Annotated in this window: 19 protein-coding genes, 1 pseudogene and 2 riboswitches; of the genes and pseudogenes, 5 read left to right on the top strand and 15 right to left on the bottom strand. The window is 38.9% G+C overall.

The window, feature by feature from the left end; translation table 11 throughout:
* Positions 1 to 31 precede the first annotated feature (31 nt).
* The 3 genes from ACFSTH_RS00975 to ACFSTH_RS00965 form a co-directional block, all read right to left on the bottom strand.
* Complete coding sequence (locus ACFSTH_RS00975; protein ID WP_377769288.1) at positions 32 to 2,467, bottom strand: heavy metal translocating P-type ATPase; 2,436 nt, start codon at positions 2,465 to 2,467, stop codon at positions 32 to 34.
* A gap of 30 nt (positions 2,468 to 2,497) precedes the next feature.
* Positions 2,498 to 2,698 (bottom strand): copper ion binding protein, encoded by a 201-nt coding sequence (locus ACFSTH_RS00970; RefSeq protein ID WP_377769289.1) that lies wholly within the window; start codon positions 2,696 to 2,698, stop codon positions 2,498 to 2,500.
* Positions 2,699 to 3,006: 308 nt separating this feature from the next.
* The gene (locus ACFSTH_RS00965) at positions 3,007 to 3,963 is read right to left on the bottom strand and encodes a cation diffusion facilitator family transporter (protein WP_377769290.1); all 957 of its coding nucleotides are present in this window, start codon (positions 3,961 to 3,963) and stop codon (positions 3,007 to 3,009) included.
* Positions 3,964 to 4,196: 233 nt separating this feature from the next.
* Between ACFSTH_RS00965 and ACFSTH_RS00960 the strand changes: the two genes are divergently transcribed.
* Complete coding sequence (locus ACFSTH_RS00960; RefSeq protein WP_377769291.1) at positions 4,197 to 4,367, top strand: hypothetical protein; 171 nt, start codon at positions 4,197 to 4,199, stop codon at positions 4,365 to 4,367.
* A gap of 41 nt (positions 4,368 to 4,408) precedes the next feature.
* Positions 4,409 to 5,161, top strand: a complete 753-nt coding sequence (locus tag ACFSTH_RS00955; protein ID WP_377769292.1) for an HAD-IIB family hydrolase — start codon at positions 4,409 to 4,411, stop codon at positions 5,159 to 5,161.
* A gap of 80 nt (positions 5,162 to 5,241) precedes the next feature.
* Here the strand turns inward: ACFSTH_RS00955 and ACFSTH_RS00950 are convergent, their stop codons facing one another.
* The 7 genes and pseudogenes from ACFSTH_RS00950 to ACFSTH_RS00920 form a co-directional block, all read right to left on the bottom strand.
* Positions 5,242 to 6,018, bottom strand: coding sequence for an ABC transporter permease (locus ACFSTH_RS00950; protein ID WP_377769293.1), 777 nt, complete (start codon positions 6,016 to 6,018; stop codon positions 5,242 to 5,244).
* 22 nt (positions 6,019 to 6,040) lie between these two features.
* On the bottom strand, positions 6,041 to 7,039 hold the full coding sequence (locus ACFSTH_RS00945; RefSeq protein WP_377769335.1) for an ABC transporter substrate-binding protein: 999 nt from the start codon (positions 7,037 to 7,039) through the stop codon (positions 6,041 to 6,043).
* 117 nt (positions 7,040 to 7,156) lie between these two features.
* A riboswitch (TPP riboswitch) is annotated at positions 7,157 to 7,264 on the bottom strand.
* 105 nt (positions 7,265 to 7,369) lie between these two features.
* Positions 7,370 to 7,810 (bottom strand): GyrI-like domain-containing protein, encoded by a 441-nt coding sequence (locus ACFSTH_RS00940; RefSeq protein WP_377769294.1) that lies wholly within the window; start codon positions 7,808 to 7,810, stop codon positions 7,370 to 7,372.
* Positions 7,811 to 7,877: 67 nt separating this feature from the next.
* Complete coding sequence (locus ACFSTH_RS00935; protein ID WP_377769295.1) at positions 7,878 to 8,774, bottom strand: helix-turn-helix transcriptional regulator; 897 nt, start codon at positions 8,772 to 8,774, stop codon at positions 7,878 to 7,880.
* A gap of 277 nt (positions 8,775 to 9,051) precedes the next feature.
* Positions 9,052 to 9,270 carry a hypothetical protein gene (locus ACFSTH_RS00930; protein WP_377769296.1) on the bottom strand — a complete coding sequence of 73 codons (219 nt, stop codon included), beginning with the start codon at positions 9,268 to 9,270 and terminating at the stop codon, positions 9,052 to 9,054.
* Positions 9,271 to 9,624: 354 nt separating this feature from the next.
* Positions 9,625 to 10,338: pseudogene (locus tag ACFSTH_RS00925) on the bottom strand (DUF4317 family protein); the annotation flags it as partial.
* Positions 10,339 to 10,789: 451 nt separating this feature from the next.
* Positions 10,790 to 11,062, bottom strand: a complete 273-nt coding sequence (locus ACFSTH_RS00920) for a class I SAM-dependent methyltransferase (RefSeq protein WP_377769297.1) — start codon at positions 11,060 to 11,062, stop codon at positions 10,790 to 10,792.
* Positions 11,063 to 11,322: 260 nt separating this feature from the next.
* Between ACFSTH_RS00920 and ACFSTH_RS00915 the strand changes: the two genes are divergently transcribed.
* Positions 11,323 to 11,880 (top strand): histidine phosphatase family protein, encoded by a 558-nt coding sequence (locus ACFSTH_RS00915; RefSeq protein ID WP_377769336.1) that lies wholly within the window; start codon positions 11,323 to 11,325, stop codon positions 11,878 to 11,880.
* A 595-nt stretch (positions 11,881 to 12,475) separates the two neighbouring features.
* Positions 12,476 to 16,288, top strand: coding sequence for a hypothetical protein (locus tag ACFSTH_RS00910; RefSeq protein WP_377769299.1), 3,813 nt, complete (start codon positions 12,476 to 12,478; stop codon positions 16,286 to 16,288).
* A 481-nt stretch (positions 16,289 to 16,769) separates the two neighbouring features.
* Here the strand turns inward: ACFSTH_RS00910 and rlmD are convergent, their stop codons facing one another.
* From rlmD to ACFSTH_RS00895, 3 genes are all read right to left on the bottom strand, one after another.
* Complete coding sequence (gene rlmD, locus ACFSTH_RS00905) at positions 16,770 to 18,359, bottom strand: 23S rRNA (uracil(1939)-C(5))-methyltransferase RlmD (RefSeq protein ID WP_377769300.1); 1,590 nt, start codon at positions 18,357 to 18,359, stop codon at positions 16,770 to 16,772.
* Between the two features lie 32 nt (positions 18,360 to 18,391).
* Positions 18,392 to 19,300, bottom strand: coding sequence for a diacylglycerol kinase (locus ACFSTH_RS00900; protein WP_377769337.1), 909 nt, complete (start codon positions 19,298 to 19,300; stop codon positions 18,392 to 18,394).
* Between the two features lie 64 nt (positions 19,301 to 19,364).
* Positions 19,365 to 19,661, bottom strand: a complete 297-nt coding sequence (locus ACFSTH_RS00895) for a YerC/YecD family TrpR-related protein (RefSeq protein WP_377769302.1) — start codon at positions 19,659 to 19,661, stop codon at positions 19,365 to 19,367.
* 200 nt (positions 19,662 to 19,861) lie between these two features.
* Between ACFSTH_RS00895 and ACFSTH_RS00890 the strand changes: the two genes are divergently transcribed.
* Positions 19,862 to 20,578 (top strand): hypothetical protein, encoded by a 717-nt coding sequence (locus ACFSTH_RS00890; RefSeq protein WP_377769303.1) that lies wholly within the window; start codon positions 19,862 to 19,864, stop codon positions 20,576 to 20,578.
* Between the two features lie 94 nt (positions 20,579 to 20,672).
* Here ACFSTH_RS00890 and ACFSTH_RS00885 read toward each other — a convergent pair whose 3' ends face one another.
* A complete protein-coding gene (locus ACFSTH_RS00885) occupies positions 20,673 to 21,215 on the bottom strand; it encodes a DoxX family membrane protein (protein ID WP_377769304.1) in 543 nt (180 codons plus the stop codon).
* 230 nt (positions 21,216 to 21,445) lie between these two features.
* Positions 21,446 to 22,822 carry an NCS2 family permease gene (locus ACFSTH_RS00880; RefSeq protein WP_377769305.1) on the bottom strand — a complete coding sequence of 459 codons (1,377 nt, stop codon included), beginning with the start codon at positions 22,820 to 22,822 and terminating at the stop codon, positions 21,446 to 21,448.
* Positions 22,823 to 22,938: 116 nt separating this feature from the next.
* A riboswitch (purine riboswitch) is annotated at positions 22,939 to 23,039 on the bottom strand.
* Between the last annotated feature and the right edge of the window lie 93 nt (positions 23,040 to 23,132).

Genomic DNA, 23,132 nt, shown 5'->3' with positions numbered 1-23,132 from the left:
TTTTTCACCTCCTCCCTTCTGCAACATCACTTTATTTGTTCATTTTCACACGTTGTAACCGCAGCGAGTTAAGCACAACGGAAACGGAACTTAATGCCATCGCTGCACCTGCTACCCACGGCGCAAGCAAACCAATTGCTGCAATCGGAATACCTAGTGTATTGTAGCCAAGTGCCCAAAATAGATTTTGTCTAATGTTGCTCATCGTCTTACGACTCATAAAGATAGCGTCTGGAATACTGGACAAGTCACCGCGCATCAACGTAACATCCGCTGCTTCCATTGCAATATCGGTACCTGTACCGATTGCCATCCCAATATCAGCTGTTGCAAGCGCTGGCGCATCGTTAATACCGTCGCCAACCATGGCAACTTTTTTACCTGCTGCCTGTAGCTTTTTCACTTCATCCGCTTTACCTTCCGGTAAAACTTCTGCAAGCACATGATCAATACCGACTTCAGTGGCAATCGCTTTAGCAGTTCGTGCATTGTCACCAGTGATCATAATGACCTGAATACCCATTTCTTTTAAGCGACGAACCGCAGCTGCTGAAGTTTCTTTGATCGTATCGGCTACCGCCACCATTCCGGCATACTTACCATCAATTGCTGCAAGCATCGCTGTTTTTCCTGATTCCTCCATTTTCTCCATAACAGGAAAAGCAGCTGTTGCATCCACATTATATTTATCCATTAATCTGCGTGTACCGATTAAGACATTATTACCTTCCACCACAGCTGCTATTCCGTAGCCTGGAATTGCTTCAAACGATTCGATTGCTGGAAGTTCAATATTTCTAGCTTGAATACCTGCTACAATCGCCTCTGCAAGCGGATGCTCCGAGTTTTTCTCAGCAGCACCAACCAATCTAAGAAATGTTGTTTCATCACCAATCGTCATAACATCTGTAAGCTCCGGCTTACCTTTTGTAACAGTACCTGTTTTATCAAGAATAATCGTATCTATACGATGCGTTTGTTCCAGATGCTCGCCGCCTTTGAACAATATCCCTATCTCGGCTGAACGACCAGAACCTGCCATAATAGATGTCGGTGTTGCTAGACCAAGTGCACAAGGACAAGCGATAACAAGTACCGCAATGGCTTTTTCTAATGAACCAGCAAAATTACCAGGTTCCACGAAGAAATACCAGACTGCAAAAGTGGCAAGGGCAATGCCGACAACAATAGGTACAAACACACCAGAAATTTTATCGGCAACCCGTTGAATCGGTGCTTTGGAGCCTTGCGCTTCTTCTACTACCTTTACAATTTGAGCAAGTGCTGTTTCTTTACCTACCCGAGTGGCACGAATACGTAGTACACCATTTTTGTTAATCGTTGCTCCGATAACCGGATCGCCAACTTTTTTCTCTATAGGAATACTTTCACCTGTCAGCATCGATTCATCAACAGAAGATAAGCCTTCCAACACTTCTCCATCGACCGGTATTTTGTCACCAGGACGTACTAACACCACATCGCCAACAATTACTTCTTCTATCGGAATAGTTAATTCCTGTCCATCACGCATAACTAGAGCTGTTTTTGCTTGAAGTCCCATCAGCGACTTGATCGCTTCTGACGTTCGTCCTTTCGCCTGCGTTTCAAATAATTTACCCATCACTACTAGCGTAATTAATACCGCACTCGTCTCATAGTACAGCGACGGCATATGATGCCCACCACTACTATTGAACGTCCAATCCAGCGTCAAATACAAACTATAGAAATACGCTGCTGATGTACCAAGCGCTATTAACACATCCATGTTCGCACTACCATTACGTAGTGCTTTGTAAGCTCCGACATAAAAATGCCAGCCAATAATGAACTGCACTGGTGTTGCCAATGCAAATTGGAACCATGGATTCATCAAAATTTCAGGCATATATATCCACGAAGTAAAGGAAAAATGTCCAACCATCGTCCACAATAACGGTAGAGAGAGTAGTGCAGAGACAAGCAACATTAATTTCTGACGACGTAGTTCCTTCTCCCGACGATCACCAGTCGACTGACCTTCTTCTTTCACTAAAGCTTTGTAGCCGAGTTGTTTTACTTTAGCTTGCAAATCAGCAGTCGAAACTTCCTCTGGCGAATATTCGATGCGAGCTGTTTCAAGCGCAAAGTTAACAGTTGCACTAGACACCCCCGGCATCTTGCTAAGTCCCTTTTCGATTCGAGTCGCACAAGCAGCACAAGTCATACCTTCAAGCTGAAACTGCGCTGTTTCCTTAATTGTTTCATAGCCTAACTTACGAATCATTTGTTCAACATTATCAAGGTTGACCTTGTTCGGATCATAAGTGACGCTAGCTTTCTCTAATGCAAAATTGACATTAGCAGCAGTCACACCATCCAATTTGTTCAACCCTTTTTCAATTCGATTGGCACAAGCGGCGCATGTCATTCCGCTAATTTGCAGCGTCGTTTGTTTATTCGTAGCACCCGCAGTCGTTCCCATCCTTGAGTCACCTTCCTCTCCAACTTGCAATTAAACTACATCATATCCTTGTTCTTCGATGACTTCTTTAATGCTGTCAATATTAGTGTTGCTTTTATCAAAAGAAACATCTACCGTATTATTTTGCAAATTAACTTTTCCTGCTACCCCAATTTCCTTTAACGCCCCTTCAATGCTATTGACACAATGTTGACAACTCATTCCCTCTACTTGCAATGTTACTTTCTCCATGTATATTACCCCTTTCGTTAGGTTTTAATTAGTTGTTTCCATTCGATTAGTTATTTATGAATCACATACCATACCCCTGTATAGTATATGAGATTCAAAAAAATTTGCTACCCTATCAAAATCACCGTCTTATTACTCTAATACCACGAAGTTATTCTTCCTCTGATTTCATGGCTGATGATTTTAATTGGCTGCATGTGGATACAACTTTTATTATTAATGTAAATTTAACATACCCCCCATACGTATGTCAAACTATTTTTTTATCAGAAAAACCACGCCGGCATAACGTGGCTCTCCTGATTTTACTAATGGTCATCGTGGTGGTCATGTGAACCCGTCGCATAATCTGTTTTACACATCAACGAATCTTCGTGCGGATGCGTATCCGTTTCGAGTTGAATAGTAACATGATTAATCACCTTGTGCTCCAACTCATGCTCTATTTTCCGAAGAAGCTGCTGGCTTTTTTCCACCGTTAAACTTCCGTCCACAACAATGTGGCAAGAAAGTGCATTTTGTCCGCTTGTTATACTCCACACGTGTAAATCGTGAATACTTATTACGCCATCTACATGCTCAATCATCTGAATAATTTCCGGGACATCTACATTAGCTGGTGTTCCTTCCATTAGGACATGAACAGCATCTTTCGTAACACGCCACCCACTTAGTAATATGAGCAACGATACAAGTATACTAGCTACTGGATCAGCCCATCCAAAGTCAAAAAAGATGATTAGCAATGCAGCAACTACTGCACCGACAGAACCCAAAAGATCACCTAATACATGAAGAAAAGCAGCTCGCATATTCAAATTTTCTTTTGTATCCCCACCACGCAGCATAATAAATGCGACTAATATATTAACTAATAATCCGATACTCGCTACAATTAACATACCCTTTGAAGCAACGTCAGGTGGAGCAGAAAGTCTATGATATGCCTCATAAAAAATATAAATGGAAATGCCCAGTAGTGTAACACCATTAAAAATAGCTGCTAATATTTCAACACGCTTATAGCCATATGTCTTGGCATAGTTTGCTGCTTTTTCTCCCAGCGTAAAGGCGATTAAAGCGATAAACAATGATATCGAATCACTTAACATATGTCCTGCATCAGCTATGAGAGCTAAACTATTCGTAATAACTCCTCCGATTACTTCTACAACCATAAAAGCGGTAATAACTAAAAAACTAATTAATAATGTCTTTTTGTTCGCACCATGCGTATGATCATGACCTTGATGATCGTGTCCCATATGGCAACCTCCTCCATATTTATATATGAACATATTAGCATGTATTCATATGTTATTCAATGCTTTTAACATTAATTTATCCGAATTCACTCGTTAAGTTACCCTTTAAGCTGTTTAACGATACAGTATTTTGCAAAGAAATGTGTTCATCGTTTTAATAAATGTTAAACTAATAGTACTTAACAAGTAAATAGGACGAGGATATGGTATGAAAATAAGATTAGGTGGATGAAATGGTTCATAAGCTCGTATTTGTTAAAAATGAGAAAGTGACTCTAGATATTACTTTGTATCGAAGTGACGTAGATTTCCTACAGATAAAAGAACTAGTTAACATGGATAGAACTAAGCTTACTATTGAAAAAGACGACAAACATAAAAATATTATTGTAGTAAGTGAATGAAAAAATAAAGTAAGGAATAGAAACCTAAGGGGGCAACACCAATGACATTTGTTTTTGACCTAGATGGTACCATTTGCTTTAAAGGAAAGCCGTTAAGTAAACAGATGGTCGATGCATTAAACTTATTAGTGGACAAAGGACATGACATTATATTTGCCTCGGCTAGACCAATTCGAGATTTATTACCCATATTACCTCCGCAGATGCACCATTTTCCAATGGTAGGTGGCAACGGAGCCTTTGTCGTTACGGAAGAACTACATATTTCTACCAGCCATTTCGATACAACTACGGGTAAAGATATTATTCAACTACTAAAAAAATATAAAGCTGAATATTTGGTTGATAGCGCTTGGGACTATGCTTATTCAGGTAGTGAAGACCACCCCATTCGAAAAAATTTAGATCCTAATCAAACAGCAAAAAACGTTCCTCTAGAAAAATTAAATGAAATTGTGAAAGTTGTTATTTTGCACAGTAACGATAACGAAAAATTGTTACACGAGTTGAACCAGTTACCGATTGTTACCTATTTACATGGATCAGAAGATATTATAGATATTAACCCTAAAGATGTTAGTAAGTGGAGCGGTCTACAAATGATAGGTATAGCTCCCTTTGATTTTATCGCATTTGGCAATGACGCTAACGATATTCCGATGTTTAAACAAGCCAAACGTTCCATCTGCGTCGGAAATCATCCCGAGCTAATCCACGTTAGTTCTGAACAGGTCGCCAGCGACGAACAACTCGTCATCCAAAAAATAATAGAAGTGATGAATGATATAGACTAGTGCAGGTTAGTTCATCATTCATCACATGTGACACATCATCGATTAGTAATTTATTGTTATTTTAGCATGATTCAGATTACTCAAGTATCTTGGGTCATATGCTTATCTCTATCCCAGCGAGTGAACCATCTTCCCGCTAATGCGACTACCCCATATAGCGATAAGCTAACGATAACGATGACAATAATAGCAGCAAAAATTCTATCAGCGCGATAAGAAGCAAGCCCCATTTTCATATATTGCCCTAATCCTTTTTCTGTTCCAAGATAATCTGATATAACAGCACCCATCACACTGTATGTCGTTGATATTTTCAACCCCGAAAACATTTGCGGCAGAGCACTTGGCAGCTCCAGTTTCCAAAAAATTTGCCACTTTGTAGCCCCGACCATCCGCATATACTCGAGCAATTTACGATCAACCTGCATCAATCCGCCCATCATCGCTATCGTCACCGGGAAAAATAACATTAATACAATCAATATTATTTTAGGCAGTATTCCAAAACCGAACCAGATCACGAGAATAGGACCAATTGTCAACATCGGAATATTTTGCGAAATAAGAAGTAATGGATAGAGTGCCTTTCTTAGTGGTGAAATAAGATGTAATGCGATTGCGACGAATAAACCGACACCTATACTTAACAGATACCCTGTAATAGCAATATACATCGTAGCTGTAATATGTGGCCACATCATTGGAAAGCTAGTGACCACAGTATGCAGCACATCTAGCGGGCTTGGTAATATATGTTTTTTCATCCCGCTCCAATCAACATACAGTTGCCAAGCAATCAGAGTTAATAATACGACCACAAAGGGCAGCCAAACTAATCTAATCCATCGCAGCAACATAATCACTATTCCCTCAATAAGATTATTTAGGTAAAAATTCATTCGTATACGCTTGATCCACTTCAAGCTGTTTCTCTATTAAACCATTGTCGTACATCCACTCGCCATAGAGCTGCCATACTTCCCGTCTTTGCTCACCCCAGCGAGGCGCATCTTCTTTGTAGCGTGGACTGAGCCACTTCTGACTAGCAATAACAAGCTCTTCGTCTAATTCAGGCGCTGCTTTCAGCAACACTTTGGCTGCTTCTTCTGGATTGTCTATTGCAAACTCATAACCTTCCGATGTCGCTGCCATAAATGCTTTAACAACATCCGCCTGCTCGTTTATCATCTGCTCATTGGTCACAATAACTGGTGTATAGTAATCTAGTTTATCTGAAAACTCATTCACATAAATCATATCAATCGGCTCGTTACGAAGCTCTGCCTCGATACCAGTCCAAGCATAAAACACCCATAAAAAATCAATATCCTTTTCAACAGCAGCGAAAAACTCCGTAGTCCCGACATTCACGAACTTCACTTGTTCAACATCAGCGCCCTCTTCTTCCATTAGTGTTTTAATAATGGCTCTCTCAGGCTCGCCTCCATAACTGCCATATACTTTTCCAGCAAAATCTTTAGGTGATTTGATATTTTTACTAGCAGGTGCAGCAAAACCAGAAGTATTATGCTGAATGATGGCTGCAAGCGAAACGAGCGGGACATCTTGAATGCGTGCTTGCGTCACATTTTCTTGATTTCCGATTCCAAACTCAACTGTTCCAGCAGCAACGACTTGCTCTGGGGGAATATCTCCAGGATTAATAATGGTGACATTCAGTCCATGCTTTTTATAAAATCCATTTTCCAGCGCTACAAAAATCCCAGTATGATTCGTATTAGGCGTCCAATCAATCATCATTTTAACATCAATCAATTCATTGCTCGACTCTTTCTCGCCTTCCGTCACTTGCTTGGCCCCACTACATCCTGCCATAACAAGGAACAACATCATTAAGCTTGTACATATGAATACCATCTTTCTCACAATGAAACACTCCCACTCTTTTTTTATAATACTATAATGGGTCACTCCCGGAGATGGCATGAAAAAAAGCCATTCCTCGAAAGAAATGGCTGGATTCGTTACAGATGTAATCGAAACTGCCCACTTCCCTACGCTGGTATAGTCCAGATCAGGTTCGAAGGGTCCCGAATTTAATTTCAGTCTCAGCCCATAATGTGGGCTCCCCTAGTGACAGTTAACATCATATACACTTTAGATTGACTTGTCAATCAGTGATTGGACTATAGTTACTAACACTTGAAAATCACAGACAGCAGCTTCAACAAGTTACAAAGCTAGTATTTATTTTAATGCAATATAAATATCAACATCTGTGTTTTCCCAATCATTATTAAGATACTCCTCGAAATCTCCTGTAAAACTTCTATCCAAGTCCATTTTCCAGATTTCACCCCAAGCTTCGGCTACAACAGTCCCCATCGGTCCATGTACAGAAAACTTTGCGTATTTACCTGCTGGAATCGTCTTAGTAGTTAGTTCATCATTGACCGCTTTGGAAACCTCGTTACCAACTGTAACACAGTACTGGTCATTGGAGTAATCAGAATAAAGTCCAATCGCATACTGATTAATCTTGTTTTCAATCGAAACATTTATTCCACTTTGGTATAATTTATCCCAAAGCCCTTGAATAATTTCACCCATGTTTGGATCAGTATTACCGGTAATTGCACTAACACCTACAACTGTTTTTTGCTCTAAATGCACAATTTCATATTTCACTTTACATAACCTCCATCTGTTTGATAAGGCTATTATACTCTGTCTAATATGACAGCTTGTTGTCATATTAAACGTAATTTTTTAATGTGTTCTGCAATTCTTTTTTTACCTCGTCTCTTACTTCTTCCGGTGCTAATACTTCACAATGTCTACCAAACGTTGTAATATAGTAAATTAACCATTCACCCTTTGGATAGTCAATTTCAGTAATAAAACTTCCGTCCTCTTGCTGCTCATAGCTTTCGAATTCATCATATACTCTGTAAGCAACTTCGGCAGACAACTTTAGCTTCAATCTAACATACTCTCCCGGGGGCACATTTTCTTTCACTAAAACTTGCTTCGGAGATTTCCGCTGGAAGTGTTGTTCTAATACACGAAGTTCCCTAATTCTTCTTAGTTTGAAAAAACGAAAATCCCTTTTCTCCTTACAATATCCATATACATACCATGCAGCACTTTTAAAACACAGTTTTAAAGGCTCTACTTGACGAGCTGTCTGCTGGCTTTTTGCACTGGCATAGTTGAATGAAATAACTTCCTTACACAATATTGCAGACTTAATCATATTAAAAGTTTCCGTTTCATGCTGTCCACTAGCCCAAGACGAAAAATCCACTTCAATCCAATCTGTTTGTTCACCACCAAATAATGAACCAAGTTTAGCTATGGCATTGTCACTTTCACTCAAATCCACGGAATGTACAGCTTTAAGTGAAGATAGAATACTGTTTTTTTCTTCCTCTGTAAACACCGTTTTATTTAGTACAAAATCAGGTAAAAGGCTAATCCCACCACCTCTACCTTTGGTCATAAATACTGGAATTCCAGCACTAGATAACGTTTCTATATCACGATAAATCGTCCGAGTCGACACCTCAAAATGTTCTGCAAGTTCATTTGAAGTCACTATCTTTTTATCGAGTAAAATATATACTATTTCAAAAAGCCTATTAATTTGCATCTCATCACCCTACTTATATATACACTATTAAAATAAACGTACAACTTATATTATATATCAAGTATAGTGCAAATATTTGTTGAGTGATTTTTATAGCAATTCAGATCTAACTAGCAATGTAAAGCGTCCTTGCTCAGTCTTCCGATTGTTGAATACTTCACCATATCTTTAGCTGTCACACCTGAAAAAGCTCTTGCAAAATGAAAAAGTATTGGTTTATCGTAATACCGAAAAAGCGCAAAAAAAAAAGAGCGGTAACAATCTTCTATTAATTATGCTATCTTCTTTTTTTGACAAAATATATAGCAGATATAAAACAAATGGCACTTGGCAATAAAAACAAAACACTTCTGCCAATGATAAAGCTATAAAATGGTGCAGCATCAATTAAATTTTGTGATTTATAATAATCAGCCCCTAATCGAACAATAAATCCTATTATTAAAAGAATACCTATGACGTTCAATAATTTATCTAATTCTAACAATCTCTTCATACTATACCTCCAATCTATAAATAATTTTTATTACTCCTAATTTTTTCGCTCGAACACAAAACATTATCTAAATTATACTCTCCGCATCATACAAGTGGATGTAATTGATGTCATAGGTTAATTTTAATTATAGAAACTCCCTTGTGACGAACTGTTTCAAAATCTTCGGTTCCCATTAAATACAACATGGACTTCAAATATTTATTCGAGTACTCCAGTTTGACTTATCCTCCAGCAAGACCCTCCCCTCTCATCGCTGTTGTCTTATTTTAATATTTTCTTTCCCTCAAGAACACATTATGTGCCAACCTATTCAAACTCTGCAACCGCATCAACCACCGCTGTCTACTGAGTTTATAATGTCTCTGTACTGAGCGTGAATCCTTCGATTACAACATCTTCGTCGATCTCAATCATGATGCATCGTTTCCCTTGATAATTCACCTGTCTCACATACTTTAAATGCTGCGGGCTGACCGAAATCGAGACTATCTTTGTATCGATCTTAATCGATTTTGAAGTGAATTTCGGCATAACGCTGCTTACCTTCATTTCATAGTTCCTATCGTCCACGATCGTTTGAAACGCGCGTTCCACTTTATCCGTCGTCACATTCTCTATGCCGCTTACTGTCAGCAAACGTTCCACATCTTTATAATCCAACTTCGGGAGTTCTTCCTTATCTTCGTTGGTTTCGATTACCTGGTGGATCTCCTCGTACACATGTGCGAGAGTGGCTACGTCGAGTTGTGCGCCCACCACTTCCTTCACGATGTCTTCGAAAATAGCCCTCTCTTCCATTGAAGTCATGGATCTTTCGGCATTTAAGACCTGTCCGATGAAGTGCGGATCTGGATAATTCGATTTTGCCGTACAATACAGAATGCGGTTCGCATCGGAATAGTTATCCGTCACGCTAGGGTAAAAGAACCCGTGCTCTGGCGAACTTAACTTGATAATCGGATCTACAATGACATTGTACTTAAATTCCCTCTCCACATAATCGAACAAGAGAGTTTTCTTTTGCTTCTCCGTGGAGTTCACACTACATAGAATGAACGGATGCGCAATTTTGCTTGTCTAACACATATAACCATCATATAGAAAGAGGCGATCTTATGAAATTCCCTTGTAAAAAAAAACCAGTCATGAATCCGTAATGATCTTAAAATATCCTGCTTAGTAAGAAATCAACAAAGAACTGTAACAGAGCTTTTCAAGAAAAAAACTCAAACATTACTTCCACTTGAGCTCAACTGGTTATACATTTAGGTAAATATGACTAGTTAACAAAGACTTAAGAGTATCATTATCAGTAAAACGACAGGCAATTCGAGAAGCAGTTTTCTTATATCCCCAATCACGGAAAGTGATCCAGTACATGATATGATTCCTGGCATCATAGGTTTGCATTCCAGATACCTTGACATTAATTCCATCCTTATCGATAAATTCTCCCCAAATTGTTTCCTCTTCGTTTGATAAATCAGTTCCGTTTTCAGACTCAAATGTCCGAGCATCACCTTTTAATAAAAGTAACAGGCAGACCTTTAGCTTTAACCCGCGCATAGTAAAGCATTGCTGAAGAAATATCAACACCCGTAATATTAATTCCGGATTTTGATAAGGGTATTGTTGTTAATCCTGTACCACATGCAAGTTCTAAAACTTCTCCCGGGTTTATTTTTGCAAGTTCAAGATAGAAATTATATTTATTAATCTCACCGCCAAATTCAAGATCATAATTAATCGGGTCCTGGTATTCTTCAAGATTATTATGCTCTAGCAACATAGTATCACCTTATCTTATTAATTTGGATTTCCTTGTTCATTCATATAATTAAATACGTCTAGTTTAAACTGTAAACTGTAGGATGTATAGTTTTTTTCAAAAGCTTTTTATCCTTTAAATCGATGCTGCTGAATCCATGCCATATGATCACTTCTTCTAAAGGAATAATCACGACAATAAATCCGGATATACAGACAATACTTTCTTTAATGTGTTAAAATATGGTTATTTACTAAATCGATTGGATGGTGACAGAGTTGATTACAAATCTATATTTTGTTCGACATGCTCATTCTACTTATTCTGCTGACGAATTAAATAGACCATTATCAGAACGTGGAAGAGAGGATGCTAGGAAAGTTACTGATATACTGAAAAACGAAAGTATAAATGTCCTGATTTCAAGCCCGTATAAAAGAGCAATACAAACGATTCAAGGGTTAACTGGTATATATGATGTTGATATAGTCATAGAAGAAGACTTTAAAGAAAGGTTACTATCTGACAAACACCTCAGCGACTTTGATAGTGCAATAGCTAAGGTATGGGAGGATTATTCCTTTGCTTGGGAAGGAGGAGAATCTAACATTGTTGCCCAAAACAGGGGAGTTCGAGCGCTCGAAAAAGTATTGGAACGATATGTTGGTAAAAACATTGCAATCGGGACACACGGTAATATTATGGTATTAATTATGAATGACTTGGACAAAAGATTTAATTTCACATTTTGGAAACAGTTGAATATGCCTGACATTTATAAATTAAGTTTTGACAATCAGAGACTTATTGAAGTCAACCGGATATGGGAAAAGAGTTAGTTATGTACAACTCCCTGTTCACCGTCTTAAACTACTTCAAGTGGAATTGTTAGAGCTATCTATGTACATTGGTTTAATAAAATTGGTATCTATTCATGGAACGTTAGCATATTTAACGTCTGTGCAATCTCAATTGAAATCGCCTAAAAATTGTTTGATTTGGTGTACCCATACCGATCACTTTAGCCAAATTTCTAAGGGTTACGATAGCTTCAGTAAACCTTTTAGTTATCAAACATTGATTGGCAAAAAATTTAAAACGAAAGAAGTAAGATTACTACTGGACGATCTGCTCCTCTTACTTAAGTCGCAGTTTGTTCTATCCGTGGAAGAGTTCTGGAACGTTTACTCATATAGCTATAATATTATGAAAGGCTTAAGAATTAATCATTTTCTAGGTAATCTCGTATGGATTTTAGAGGCCTACTCCAAATATAAATTAGGAAAAGAACTAATGAAGTAACAGGTCAATTTGAAAAAACAACCGTTTGTTCCTACTTTTCATTGAACTTTCGGATTCGTAACTAAAGAACGACAAACTTACTAAAGCGACAAGCAAATGCCGATGAAGAATTTGAAGGAGGTTTTTAATATTATGATCGAAGTTACAGGTAATGATATTAGTGAGCTAAGTGATGCTGATTTAAGATCTCTTATTGGCCTTCTTTGTGAAGCAGACCTTCGTCTTAACGCACTACCGACCGCAGGAGTTACATGGGGTGGCCATCAAAATGCCAAAGATGGCGGTGTTGATGTCCGTGTTGAACTTACAAGCACGTTACATTCTGACAGCTTTATTCCGAGATCAAAAACTTGTTTTCAAGTAAAAAAACCAGACATGCCACGTAGTGCAATTATTAATGAAATGCAACCAAATGGTGAGCTTAGACAAGTTATTAAGGACTTAATTGACGAGAGTGGAGCTTACATTATTGTGAGTAGTCAGGGTTCAACTGCTGACTCAGCACTATCAGACCGAAAAGATGCGATGCAAGAAGCAATATCTGATTACCCGAACTCTCATAATTTAAAAGTTGACTTCTATGATCGTGAACGAATTGCTGGCTGGGTACGTAACCATCACGCTCTTGTCCTTTGGATACGAGATAAACTTGGACGGCCAATTCAAGGATGGAGAGCATATGGAAATTGGGCAAACTGTCCGGAGGGTCTTAAAGAAGAATATATTTTGGACGGACACATTCGTCTTCACAATGATTCTGCCCCTCTCTCAGAAGGACTTTCGGCAGTAGATGGAATAAACCATCTTCGAGCAATTCTACAGCGCCCGTCCTCTTCCGTTCGTTTAGTTGGACTTTCAGGTGTAGGAAAAACGAGGTTAATCCAAGCATTATTCGATGAACGCATTGGTGACAAACCTCTGAATCTCTCGCAAGTGTTTTACTGTGATATTAGTGACAGTCCTAATCCTGATCCTCGTAATTTTGCTGAACGAATACTAGCTTCTCATAGACCTTCAATCTTAGTAATAGATAACTGTCCGCCAGAATTACATAGCCGATTAACATCTTTATGCTCGGCTTCAGGAAGTTTAGTTAGTTTAATAACAGTTGAGTATGATGTCAGAGATGACCAACCTGAAGAGACTGAAGTGTTTCGTCTAGAACCAGCTTCCTTTGAACTTATTGAAAAAGTTATTCGTGTTCGATTTAATCACATTAGTGAAGTAGATGCTCGCACGATCGCAGAAGTTTCAGGAGGTAATGCACGTATTGCAATTGCATTAGCTCGTACAGTTCAAAAAGATGAAAACCTAGCAAATTTAAGAGACAACCAGCTATTTATTAGATTATTTCAACAAAGAAACGAATCCAATAGCAATTTACTAAGAGCAGCAGAAGCTTGCTCGCTTGTATACTCATTCGATAGTCAGACTGTTGAAAGTACCGACTCTGAACTTAGACTTCTTGGATCTCTAGTAGGGATATCTGTCCGAGAGATTTATGAAAATGTTAGTGAACTGAAACGCCGAGAGCTTGTACAACAACGTGGAAAATGGAGGGCTGTTTTACCCCATGCAATTGCTAATAAACTTGCACAAAGAGCACTTGAAAACATCCCACTTGAAAGTATTCATAATGCGTTTGAAAGAGTGGGTACCGAGAGACTGTTAAAATCTTTTTCACGACGTCTGAGCTACTTACATGAATGTGAGGCAGCAAAACAAATATCGAATAACTGGCTTTCAGAGAATGGTCTATTAGGAGATGTCAGTGACTTGAATGAACTTGGTATTAGTTTGCTTAATAATATTGCTCCTATTAATCCAGAGCTAACCCTTTTGGTTATTGAAAGGGTTTCTAGTCGAGATTATGCACAACAGTTTTTCTCACGTGATAATGCCCACTATACTTTTTTCACAAAACTTCTTCGATCTCTCGCGTACGAAAAGGATTTGTTTGAACGATCTGTTTTGTTGCTTAGTCGATTTGCCCTTTCAGAAAATCCTAATGAAAATAATAATTCGATTCGAGCGCTGTTGAAGTCATTGTTCTATATATATCTGTCAGGTACACATGCTACACCTGCACAAAGGCTTAAAATAATTTCGAGCTTGGTAGAATCGAACTCTGATGAGCGAATCGCTCTAGGAATTTCTTTGTTAAGTGCATCATTGGAATCCTGGCACTTTAGCTCCCATCACGGATTTGAATTTGGTGCTCGCTCAAGGGACTATGGATATTCACCAAGAGATAAAGATGATGTTCAATCATGGTTTAAATTATTTATAGAATATACAATATCTCTTGCAATCTCCGAGACCCTAGTAGCATCTCAGGCAAAGGTCCTTTTGGCAGAAAAATTTAGAGGATTATGGTCAAGAGCAGGTATGCATGATGCACTTGAGTTCGCAGCAGAGAAGATTTCCAGTAAAGGTACTTGGAGAGAGGGATGGGTTGCTGTTAGAACTACAAAAAAGTTCGATAAAACACGTATGGATCCTAATATTCTTTCTCGTTTAAATAACCTTGATATTATTCTTAAACCACTTACTTTAATTGAACGAGCAAAGTTGTACGCTCTTTCTCCTCTCAGCTATATTTGGGTAGACGATATCGAGAATGGAGATACCAGAGCAACTAATAACTATCATCAAACAGAAATTACTACTCGTTCTATAGGCCAGGAAATTGCATTTCAAAATGTTATTTTAAACGAGTTATTACCTGATATTCTAAGCAATGAAGGGGTTAGACTATTTAATTTGGGACAAGGCTTAGCAGATGGCCGTGATAATTTGGAAGAAATGTGGCGGAATTTTTATAAACAACTTTCCCTTATAGAAGAATCAAAAAGAAATTTCCAAGTAATTCGGGGATTTTTAAATGCTATTTTCTTTGGCAAAAGCCCCAACATGGCTGAGGCTTTTCTCGATGAGGCTGTTACAAATGATATTTTAGCGCCAGTGTATCCTTGGCTACAAACAAGCATACCAATGACAATTCAAGGTATAGAAAGGGTCAAAAGGTCTCTAGAGCTTGGGATTACGCCGATATCGCAATATGCGAATTTGGCCTATGAAGGTGTCCATCAAATAGTAAGTGACAGCGATTTTTGCGAATTATTAAGAATAATATCCTCTAAGCCCGGAGGTTTAGCATTATCAATTAAAATTTTACAAATGAGAATTTCTGGTCATTCTACAGAAACTTCTATAAGTGATACTATCATTTCTATCGGACAAGATTTACTTGGACAATTTCCTTTTTCAAGAGAGTCTAACATTGTAAATCAAAAGGATTATGAGTTATCTATCCTAATTATGACTTGTTTTTCAACTGAATCAGCAAAAGAAAAAGCAAGGATTCTATGTGACAGACTTGTTGAGGCTTATATAAACTATGATATTTATTCTAGGGACTACGAGCATGTTTTGGAAGCACTCTCTAAAACACAGCCACTAGTCTTTCTCGACTCCTTTTTAGGAGATAGTGATGAACTTAATTACATGATACGCCGAGTATTTATTTCGGAACGTTCACTGAATCCCATATCTAATATTGAAGATGATTTAATCATTGCCTGGTGTGAGATTAATCCCGAAACAAGATACCCTATTGCAGCCTCAACCATTATGCCGTATCGAAAAAACGAAAAAAATAATCTAGAGTGGACTCCCTTGTCACAAAGAATCCTAAGTAACTCTTCCAATCCTATCGTAGTTTTGAATGAGTATAAATCAACCTTTAGACCGATGTCATGGGAAGGGTCCAGGGCAGAGATAATGCAATCACGTCTTTTTTTAATATCTGATTTAAAAGAACACGAAGATTATTTTATTGCAGATTGGGCAAATAAAGAAGAAAAAGTATTCGAAGCAGAAATTCGTAGCGAACGTGAGTGGGAATCAAAACGAGAAAGTGTTAGAAATGAGAGTTTTGAATAATTATCTACACCTGCAAGATTATTTAGGGATAATCTACAAGAACTCAATCAGATATCTAAGCTGTACTGCAGAATCCAGTAAAACTCTCAAAATATAGAACCCTGAATTTATTAAGAATAGCTATTACCAGTATGTAGTAAAACAAAGAGCATGATCAGGGTGAATATATGGCAAAACGGATTTTATCCTAATTCTCACGTTCACCTAGGATAAGAACCTTTTGCATCACACGGAAAATAATTTTAAACAAGTAGACAAAATGTCTACCAATGCACCACTAAAAAATCCTTAAATAATTTGATGTGTACTGTATTGTCTATTTTTTATGGCAAAACAAAAGCCCGACCGTACTAGGTCGGGCTTTTCATGGTGGAGGCGAGAGGATTTAATCTCATAGTTCACCATAAATTCTTAACATATATCGAGATATTAACGACACTCAAGTCATATTCCATAAAACATTTGGTTTAGGCATTCCCAATTATTTGTCTACACGATGCATTGATACTACACTCTCCACATGACTCGTCCAGGCAAACATATCTACTGGTGTAGCTTCTACTATGCGATAACCGCCATCTTCCAGTATGCGCAGATCACGAGCTAGTGTGGAGGGATTGCAGCTCACGTAAACGACGCGTTTAGGCTGTAACTGAATGATTGTTTCCAACAATATCGGATCGCAACCTTTGCGTGGTGGATCGACTACAATGACGTCAGCAGTTATGCCTTGTTGTTTCCATGCAGGCATCACCTGTTCTGCTGCTCCGACGGCAAAAGTTGTATTGTTTATGCTATTTAAGCCAGCATTGCGCTTTGCATCTTCAATAGCTTCGGGTACAATCTCGACCCCATATACGTGAGCCGCTTGACGTGCCAAAAACAACGATATCGTTCCGATGCCACAGTAGGCATCAATGACCGTCTCTTGCCCTGTTAACGCTGCATACTCCACTGCTTTTTGATACAGTGCGATCGTCTGCTTAGGATTCACTTGAAAAAATGATCGTGCAGAAATAGCGAAACGAATACCGTCTAGCTCATCATATATAATATCGCTGCCCCACAGCGTAATCGTCTGCTCGCCAAAAATAACATTCGTATTGCGCTCGTTTATATTTTGGACAATGCTAGTCACTTGCGGTAGTTCCTTACGAATTCGCTTTAGCCACTCGGCAAGCTGCGGTATAATTCGTCCATTCGTTATAAGGACAACCATCATCTCGCCTGTCACTTCACCGCTACGCACCATAATGTGACGGAGTAATCCGCTTCTAGTCCGCTCATCATAAGGCTCGATTTGTAGCTGCTTAGCTATTTGTTTGACCACTCGAACTGCTTCATCGTTAGGTTCATTCTGGATAAGACAATGATCCATATCGACTATTTCATGGCTACCACGCTCATAAAAACCAGCGATCAATTGACCGGTTCGTTCCTCTCTACCAACAGGTACAGTCGATTTGTTACGATATTTCCAAGGATGAGCCATCCGAATCGTTGGACGAACGATAACGCCAGTTTGCTCGCCAACTTCTACCGTGGATTCTTCTTTGACGACGTTCAACTTGCCAATTTTCAGCAAATTATTAACAACAAGCTGTCTTTTCCAAACTAATTGCTGTTCATAATCAAATTGTTGCAACTGACAACCACCGCACTGATCGAAGATAGCACATGGTGCAGAAATCCGACTCGGACTAGCTGAAAGTAGCTCTACTGGTTCGGCAAAACCATAGCTCTTTTTTAGATGCGCCAACTTAACCTTCCATCGATCTCCCGGAATAGTACCGGACACAAATAAAGGATAGCTGGCCAACCGCGCTACCCCTTGACCTTCATGCGTCAAATCGACGATATCGACTTCTACTATATCATTTGCATGCCAATTACCAGCAGCTAGTGCTGCTGGTTGGACGGAGTTTTCATTGTTTACTGCGGATGCTCCTGATACACCTGAAGGCTGTTTGTTACGACTGTTTCGTCTGCGAGACATGGACGATTTTCCAGCAGTTTGCTTAGCTGGTTTATTGCGATCCTTCTCATGCCGTCCTGCTTTACCATATTTCATTTTTAACTCTCCGCTCTTACTGAAATCAATTGTTATTCATACGTAGAAATTCCCGTCTCATCTGTAAAAATATGCAAATGTCCCGGTAGTATAGAAAAAGTAAATGGCAATACGCCACCATATTCTCCATCCAAGTTAATTTGCACATAGTCAGGTGTTTCTACTTGTAATCGTTTTGTTTGAAAATGTATGACATGTGGATCGTTCAGATGCTCACCACGCAAAGCTAATGTAACTAACCGAATAAATTCTGCCAGATTGCACTTCGTCACCAACAAAACATCCAACAAGCCATCGTCTGGCAAGGAATTAGGCGCTAACCGTTCAAACCCACCGACTGAGTTACTATTGCAGATAAGGAACATCATATATTCGTCGTGAAATGTCCCGACTCCTTCTGCATCCAATTTCAGTACCGTTGGACGCAAACGAGTCATTTTCTCTATACCCTTCATATAATAAGCCAATTGGCCAATCATCGTTTTTAATTTACTAGGTACGTCGTAAGTTAGCTCTGTCAGGGAACCGCCACCAGCAATGTTAATAAAATAACGTTCATTGGCTACTCCGACATCAATCGGCTTTTTATATTGTTGAATAATTAAATCGCAGGCATAGTCCCAATTACGCGGGATGCTCATCGCTCGAGCGAAATCGTTAGTCGTTCCGACTGGTAATATTCCTAGCGGTGGACGATTCATTTTTGACGCCAACCCATTTACTACTTCATACAATGTGCCATCGCCGCCAGCAGCAATAACCATATCATAATCTCGCTCAGCTGCATCAGCAGCAGCTAGCATGGCGTCTCCCTCACCCGTAGTAGCATAACAACTCACTTCAATACCACCAATATCAAGCTTTTGCAATATATCCGGCAGCCGTTTTCTCATTTCTTCTCTACCCGAGGAAGGATTGTAGATTAAGCGGGCTCTTTTCATAATCACGACGTCTCATCCCTTCATCTCTAATCATATAACGGAACATGATTGCTCCTACGATGAACTAGACATTGTTTTCAATTCGCTCCAGTGCCATTTTGTACCCATCATTCCCATAGTTTAGACATCTTTTTACGCGAGAAATCGTGGCAGTGCTAGCTCCTGTTTCCGCTTCTATTTGATTATATGTACTACCTTTGCCGAGCATGCGAGCTACTTCTAGCCTTTGTGACAACGATTGAATTTCATTAACTGTACATAAATCATCAAAAAATATATAACATTCCTCTACCGATTTTAACGTTAATATTGCTTCAAACAATTGATCTACTGCTTTATCATTTAGCTTTTTCAATTGCATTTCCCATCACTCCTAGTGTTTCGTTACCATGATATAATTGTTGTCTCCATTGTAGCGTTTTTCTCTCATTTTTTCAAACGTTACAGTATTCACGCTTTACAGGAGGGAAGAGTTTTTCTTGTTTATTTTTAAAACCGTGACAATCGTCCAATCGCACCATAGGTTATTGCCATAGACTATAAAAAAAGGTTGTGATCGGTTTGAATAATTCACGTCAGCATCAGTCTGAGCAGCGCTATCGAATCGGCAACGGATTTAGCCACGATCCCACTGTCCATAGAGAAGCAGTAGCATCCGTGTCTTCGCATACACCACGCAGACCGATGCTAAATAATTATGCGCAAGAACACGGGCACTTTACCAATAACTCACCATCAACAGCTACTATTAGTCATGCAGCAGCACCATATTTATTACCACGTCCACCAGAACTACCTCTTCCTGAAGCAACAAACGCTATCGTAGAACAAAGTACCGACATTCCACTACAACAAGATGCCGAAAAAGCGAGCGGATTTAGTTTAGCTAAACTTGGTAAAATGGCAAACATGACAGAAATTAAACGAGTAGTTGATCGCATGGGCGGACTCGATGGCATATTAACAACGGTAACTAAAGCACAAAAAATTATGACTAGCGTGTCACAAATGGCTCCATTAGTAAAAGTGTTCTTCGGTTCATTTGGCAGTAAAAACAATAATAATAATGAACATTCATCTGAGCAAACTGCTTTACCAGCGCAACGAAGAAGAAGACGAACAGCAAGCAGACCAGTCCAAAGATCAGGCAGTCGAGTCAATCAACGACCAGCACGCAGATCAAGTAGTTATTCTTCTAATCGACCACTAAGTATACGCAATCCACAAAGCTCCAAATCCAAACCACAAACGATTGCCAGAAAAAGACGAACGAGATAATAACCATGGATCACTAACTCACCTGTCAGCAAAAAAGAACCTTGCCTCACAATATTTGTGATCGGTAAGGTTCTTTTACATTGTGTAAAACTTGTTAATCTTTCCTTATATCTTTACTCCACGGTGTTCCGAGTAGCGGTAGTGCCCAACGATCAAGCCCGTACCAACCTGCGTTTTTCCACGCTAGAACTAACCATGTAGCCAAAATGAACAATAAAGGATTCGTGCTTAACGTTCCGGCAAATAAAAACATAACGTTCATTAAAGCTCCGCTAAATGCAGCAATACCAGTCAGCAATCCTAAAATTAATCCTAATCCTACTAATAACTCACCGTAAGCAACAACGAAGCTTAGTACTTTCGCGTTTGGAATAACGAAGTTTTCTAGAAAAGATGCATACCACGTTGTAACATCGGCACCTTCTACCGACTTATTCACTGCACCTTGCAAAAAACCTTTCATCGCTACACCAGCGTTTTTACCTGTCCATGCATCAGATGTTACTTTCCCCCAACCTGCTGTCAGCCATTGATAACCTAAATATAATCTGACGATTAACCAAATCCAACTTGCTCTCGTACTACTAAATAAAAAGCGTGATACTGGATTTTCTGGAATTGTTATTTCTCTACCCATCCTTAAGCCCTCCCCACAAATTAACTGCTCACTGTATTCTTTATCCTGACCTTATTATATAGTGTTAAAAATTATACGGAAGTGATTAATGTCACTTTAAAAAAATTGAGCGTCTGTATTATTTCATACCATCCTGTAGCCAATAGAGCAAAAAAAAAGCAACGCCGGCCCTGCGCTGCTTTTCTTTGATGTGTTGTTATTATATTTTCCATCTTTTCGTAAATTAAACATTACATATAAAGATAACGAGCAATAATTAATATGGCGAGCACCCACATAATCCAGTGGATTTTATACTTTCCTTTACCAAACAAATTAGATACTGCTGCTAATACAACATAAGATACGATACCGAATGAAATACCGTTAGCAATACTGTACGTAAAGCCCATAAATGCCATAGTCAAAAATGCTGGAATAGCACTTACCATATCTTGAAAATCAATATCTTTGACAGATTGCATCATCAGTACACCAACGATAATCAAAGCTGCTGAAGTAGCCGAACCTGGAATTAGCGCAACAATTGGTGATAGGAAGATGGCTAACAAGAAACAAATTCCTGTCGTTACTGCTGTTAATCCAGAACGTCCGCCTTGAGCAATACCTGCAGAGCTTTCTACGAATGCCGTTACAGTACTAGTACCTAGAACAGCACCGCCACTTACACCAATCGCATCTACAAACATCGCTTTACCGATACGCTTTTTGCCTTCCACTGGGTTTTTCATAATACCCGCTCGGTTCGCTGTTCCGATCAAAGTTCCGAATGTATCAAACAACTCCACGAACGTAAACGTTAAAACAACCGTAATTAATCCAACTTCCAATACTCCAGCAAAATCAAAATGCCAGATCAACATCGAGGAGAAATCAGGAACCCATTTTTGGTTAGTAAATACGGCTTGAACATCTACAAACCCAGTAATCATCGCTATTACTGTTGTACCCAAAATTCCGAATAATAGTGCTCCAGGTACACGCAATACCATCAAAATAGCAATTAAAAATAAAGCAAGAATCGTATACAACATGTTTGGATCGGAGAAGCTACCGATACCGATGACTGATTCAAATCCTTGTAATGGTGTAAATACGCCCTTTTCTATATTATTTATTGATTCTACAGAAATGGACATCAAGCCACTGTTTTTCAAACCGATAACTGTAATAAACAAACCGATACCAACTGTAATGGCATGCTTCAAACTATCGGGTACTGCATCAACCAACATTTGTCTTATTTGGGTAACCGTTAGGATGAAGAAGATAATCCCTGAAATAAATACAGCCGTTAACCCCATTGCTGGAGTGATTGGTGTGTCTGTTGCTTGTGATGCAATAATTACCGAAGCAAAGTAGGCGTTAAGCCCCATCCCAGGTGCTAATGCTACCGGAAAGTTAACGAACAATCCCATCACTATCGTGAAAATACCGGCGGATAAAGCTGTTGCCAAAAATACGCCATTCCAATCCAAACCTGCTGTACCTAAAATAGATGGATTGACAGCCAAAATATAAGCCATCGCCATAAATGTGGTTAGACCAGCCATAATCTCTGTTCTAACATTTGTCCCTAATTCTTTTAACCGAAAGAAACGTTCCATTCCGTTAAATACCTCCTAAATTTTGCTGGAATAAACAACAAAGCCTGGACGAATGTTCTTACAATTCTCCAGGCTTTGCAAAATGGAAAGAGGAATCACTAGGCCGTAGTGAACTAACTCCTCTTCACACCTTTCGTAGCCAGATCATTTACGGTGATCAAGTAGAGACTCTCAAGCCAATTCTTGAGATTATACGAAAAGAAAATATTTTTTTGTTTTTCCTTAAATACTGTTTTCGTCTCCAATTTTAATGAAATAAGCAGTCATTTGTCAATGATAAATTACGTACATTATTAATATTTTTTTAATT

This window comes from Paenibacillus yanchengensis (assembly GCF_042684845.1).
Classification (GTDB): domain Bacteria; phylum Bacillota; class Bacilli; order Paenibacillales; family Paenibacillaceae; genus Pristimantibacillus; species Pristimantibacillus yanchengensis.
This window is presented reverse-complemented; position numbering and strand designations above follow the sequence as displayed.

Bases quoted from the DNA above. Each gene is read 5' to 3' on its own strand.
- ACFSTH_RS00975 (WP_377769288.1), bottom strand. From the start codon at position 2,467: ATGGGAACGACTGCGGGTGCTACGAATAAACAAACGACGCTGCAAATT.
- ACFSTH_RS00970 (WP_377769289.1), bottom strand. From the start codon at position 2,698: ATGGAGAAAGTAACATTGCAAGTAGAGGGAATGAGTTGTCAACATTGT.
- ACFSTH_RS00965 (WP_377769290.1), bottom strand. From the start codon at position 3,963: ATGGGACACGATCATCAAGGTCATGATCATACGCATGGTGCGAACAAA.
- ACFSTH_RS00960 (WP_377769291.1), top strand. From the start codon at position 4,197: ATGGTTCATAAGCTCGTATTTGTTAAAAATGAGAAAGTGACTCTAGAT.
- ACFSTH_RS00955 (WP_377769292.1), top strand. From the start codon at position 4,409: ATGACATTTGTTTTTGACCTAGATGGTACCATTTGCTTTAAAGGAAAG.
- ACFSTH_RS00950 (WP_377769293.1), bottom strand. From the start codon at position 6,018: ATGTTGCTGCGATGGATTAGATTAGTTTGGCTGCCCTTTGTGGTCGTA.
- ACFSTH_RS00945 (WP_377769335.1), bottom strand. From the start codon at position 7,039: ATGGTATTCATATGTACAAGCTTAATGATGTTGTTCCTTGTTATGGCA.
- ACFSTH_RS00935 (WP_377769295.1), bottom strand. From the start codon at position 8,774: ATGCAAATTAATAGGCTTTTTGAAATAGTATATATTTTACTCGATAAA.
- ACFSTH_RS00930 (WP_377769296.1), bottom strand. From the start codon at position 9,270: ATGAAGAGATTGTTAGAATTAGATAAATTATTGAACGTCATAGGTATT.
- ACFSTH_RS00920 (WP_377769297.1), bottom strand. From the start codon at position 11,062: ATGTTGCTAGAGCATAATAATCTTGAAGAATACCAGGACCCGATTAAT.
- ACFSTH_RS00910 (WP_377769299.1), top strand. From the start codon at position 12,476: ATGATCGAAGTTACAGGTAATGATATTAGTGAGCTAAGTGATGCTGAT.
- rlmD (WP_377769300.1), bottom strand. From the start codon at position 18,359: ATGAAATATGGTAAAGCAGGACGGCATGAGAAGGATCGCAATAAACCA.
- ACFSTH_RS00900 (WP_377769337.1), bottom strand. From the start codon at position 19,300: ATGAAAAGAGCCCGCTTAATCTACAATCCTTCCTCGGGTAGAGAAGAA.
- ACFSTH_RS00895 (WP_377769302.1), bottom strand. From the start codon at position 19,661: ATGCAATTGAAAAAGCTAAATGATAAAGCAGTAGATCAATTGTTTGAA.
- ACFSTH_RS00885 (WP_377769304.1), bottom strand. From the start codon at position 21,215: ATGGGTAGAGAAATAACAATTCCAGAAAATCCAGTATCACGCTTTTTA.
- ACFSTH_RS00880 (WP_377769305.1), bottom strand. From the start codon at position 22,822: ATGGAACGTTTCTTTCGGTTAAAAGAATTAGGGACAAATGTTAGAACA.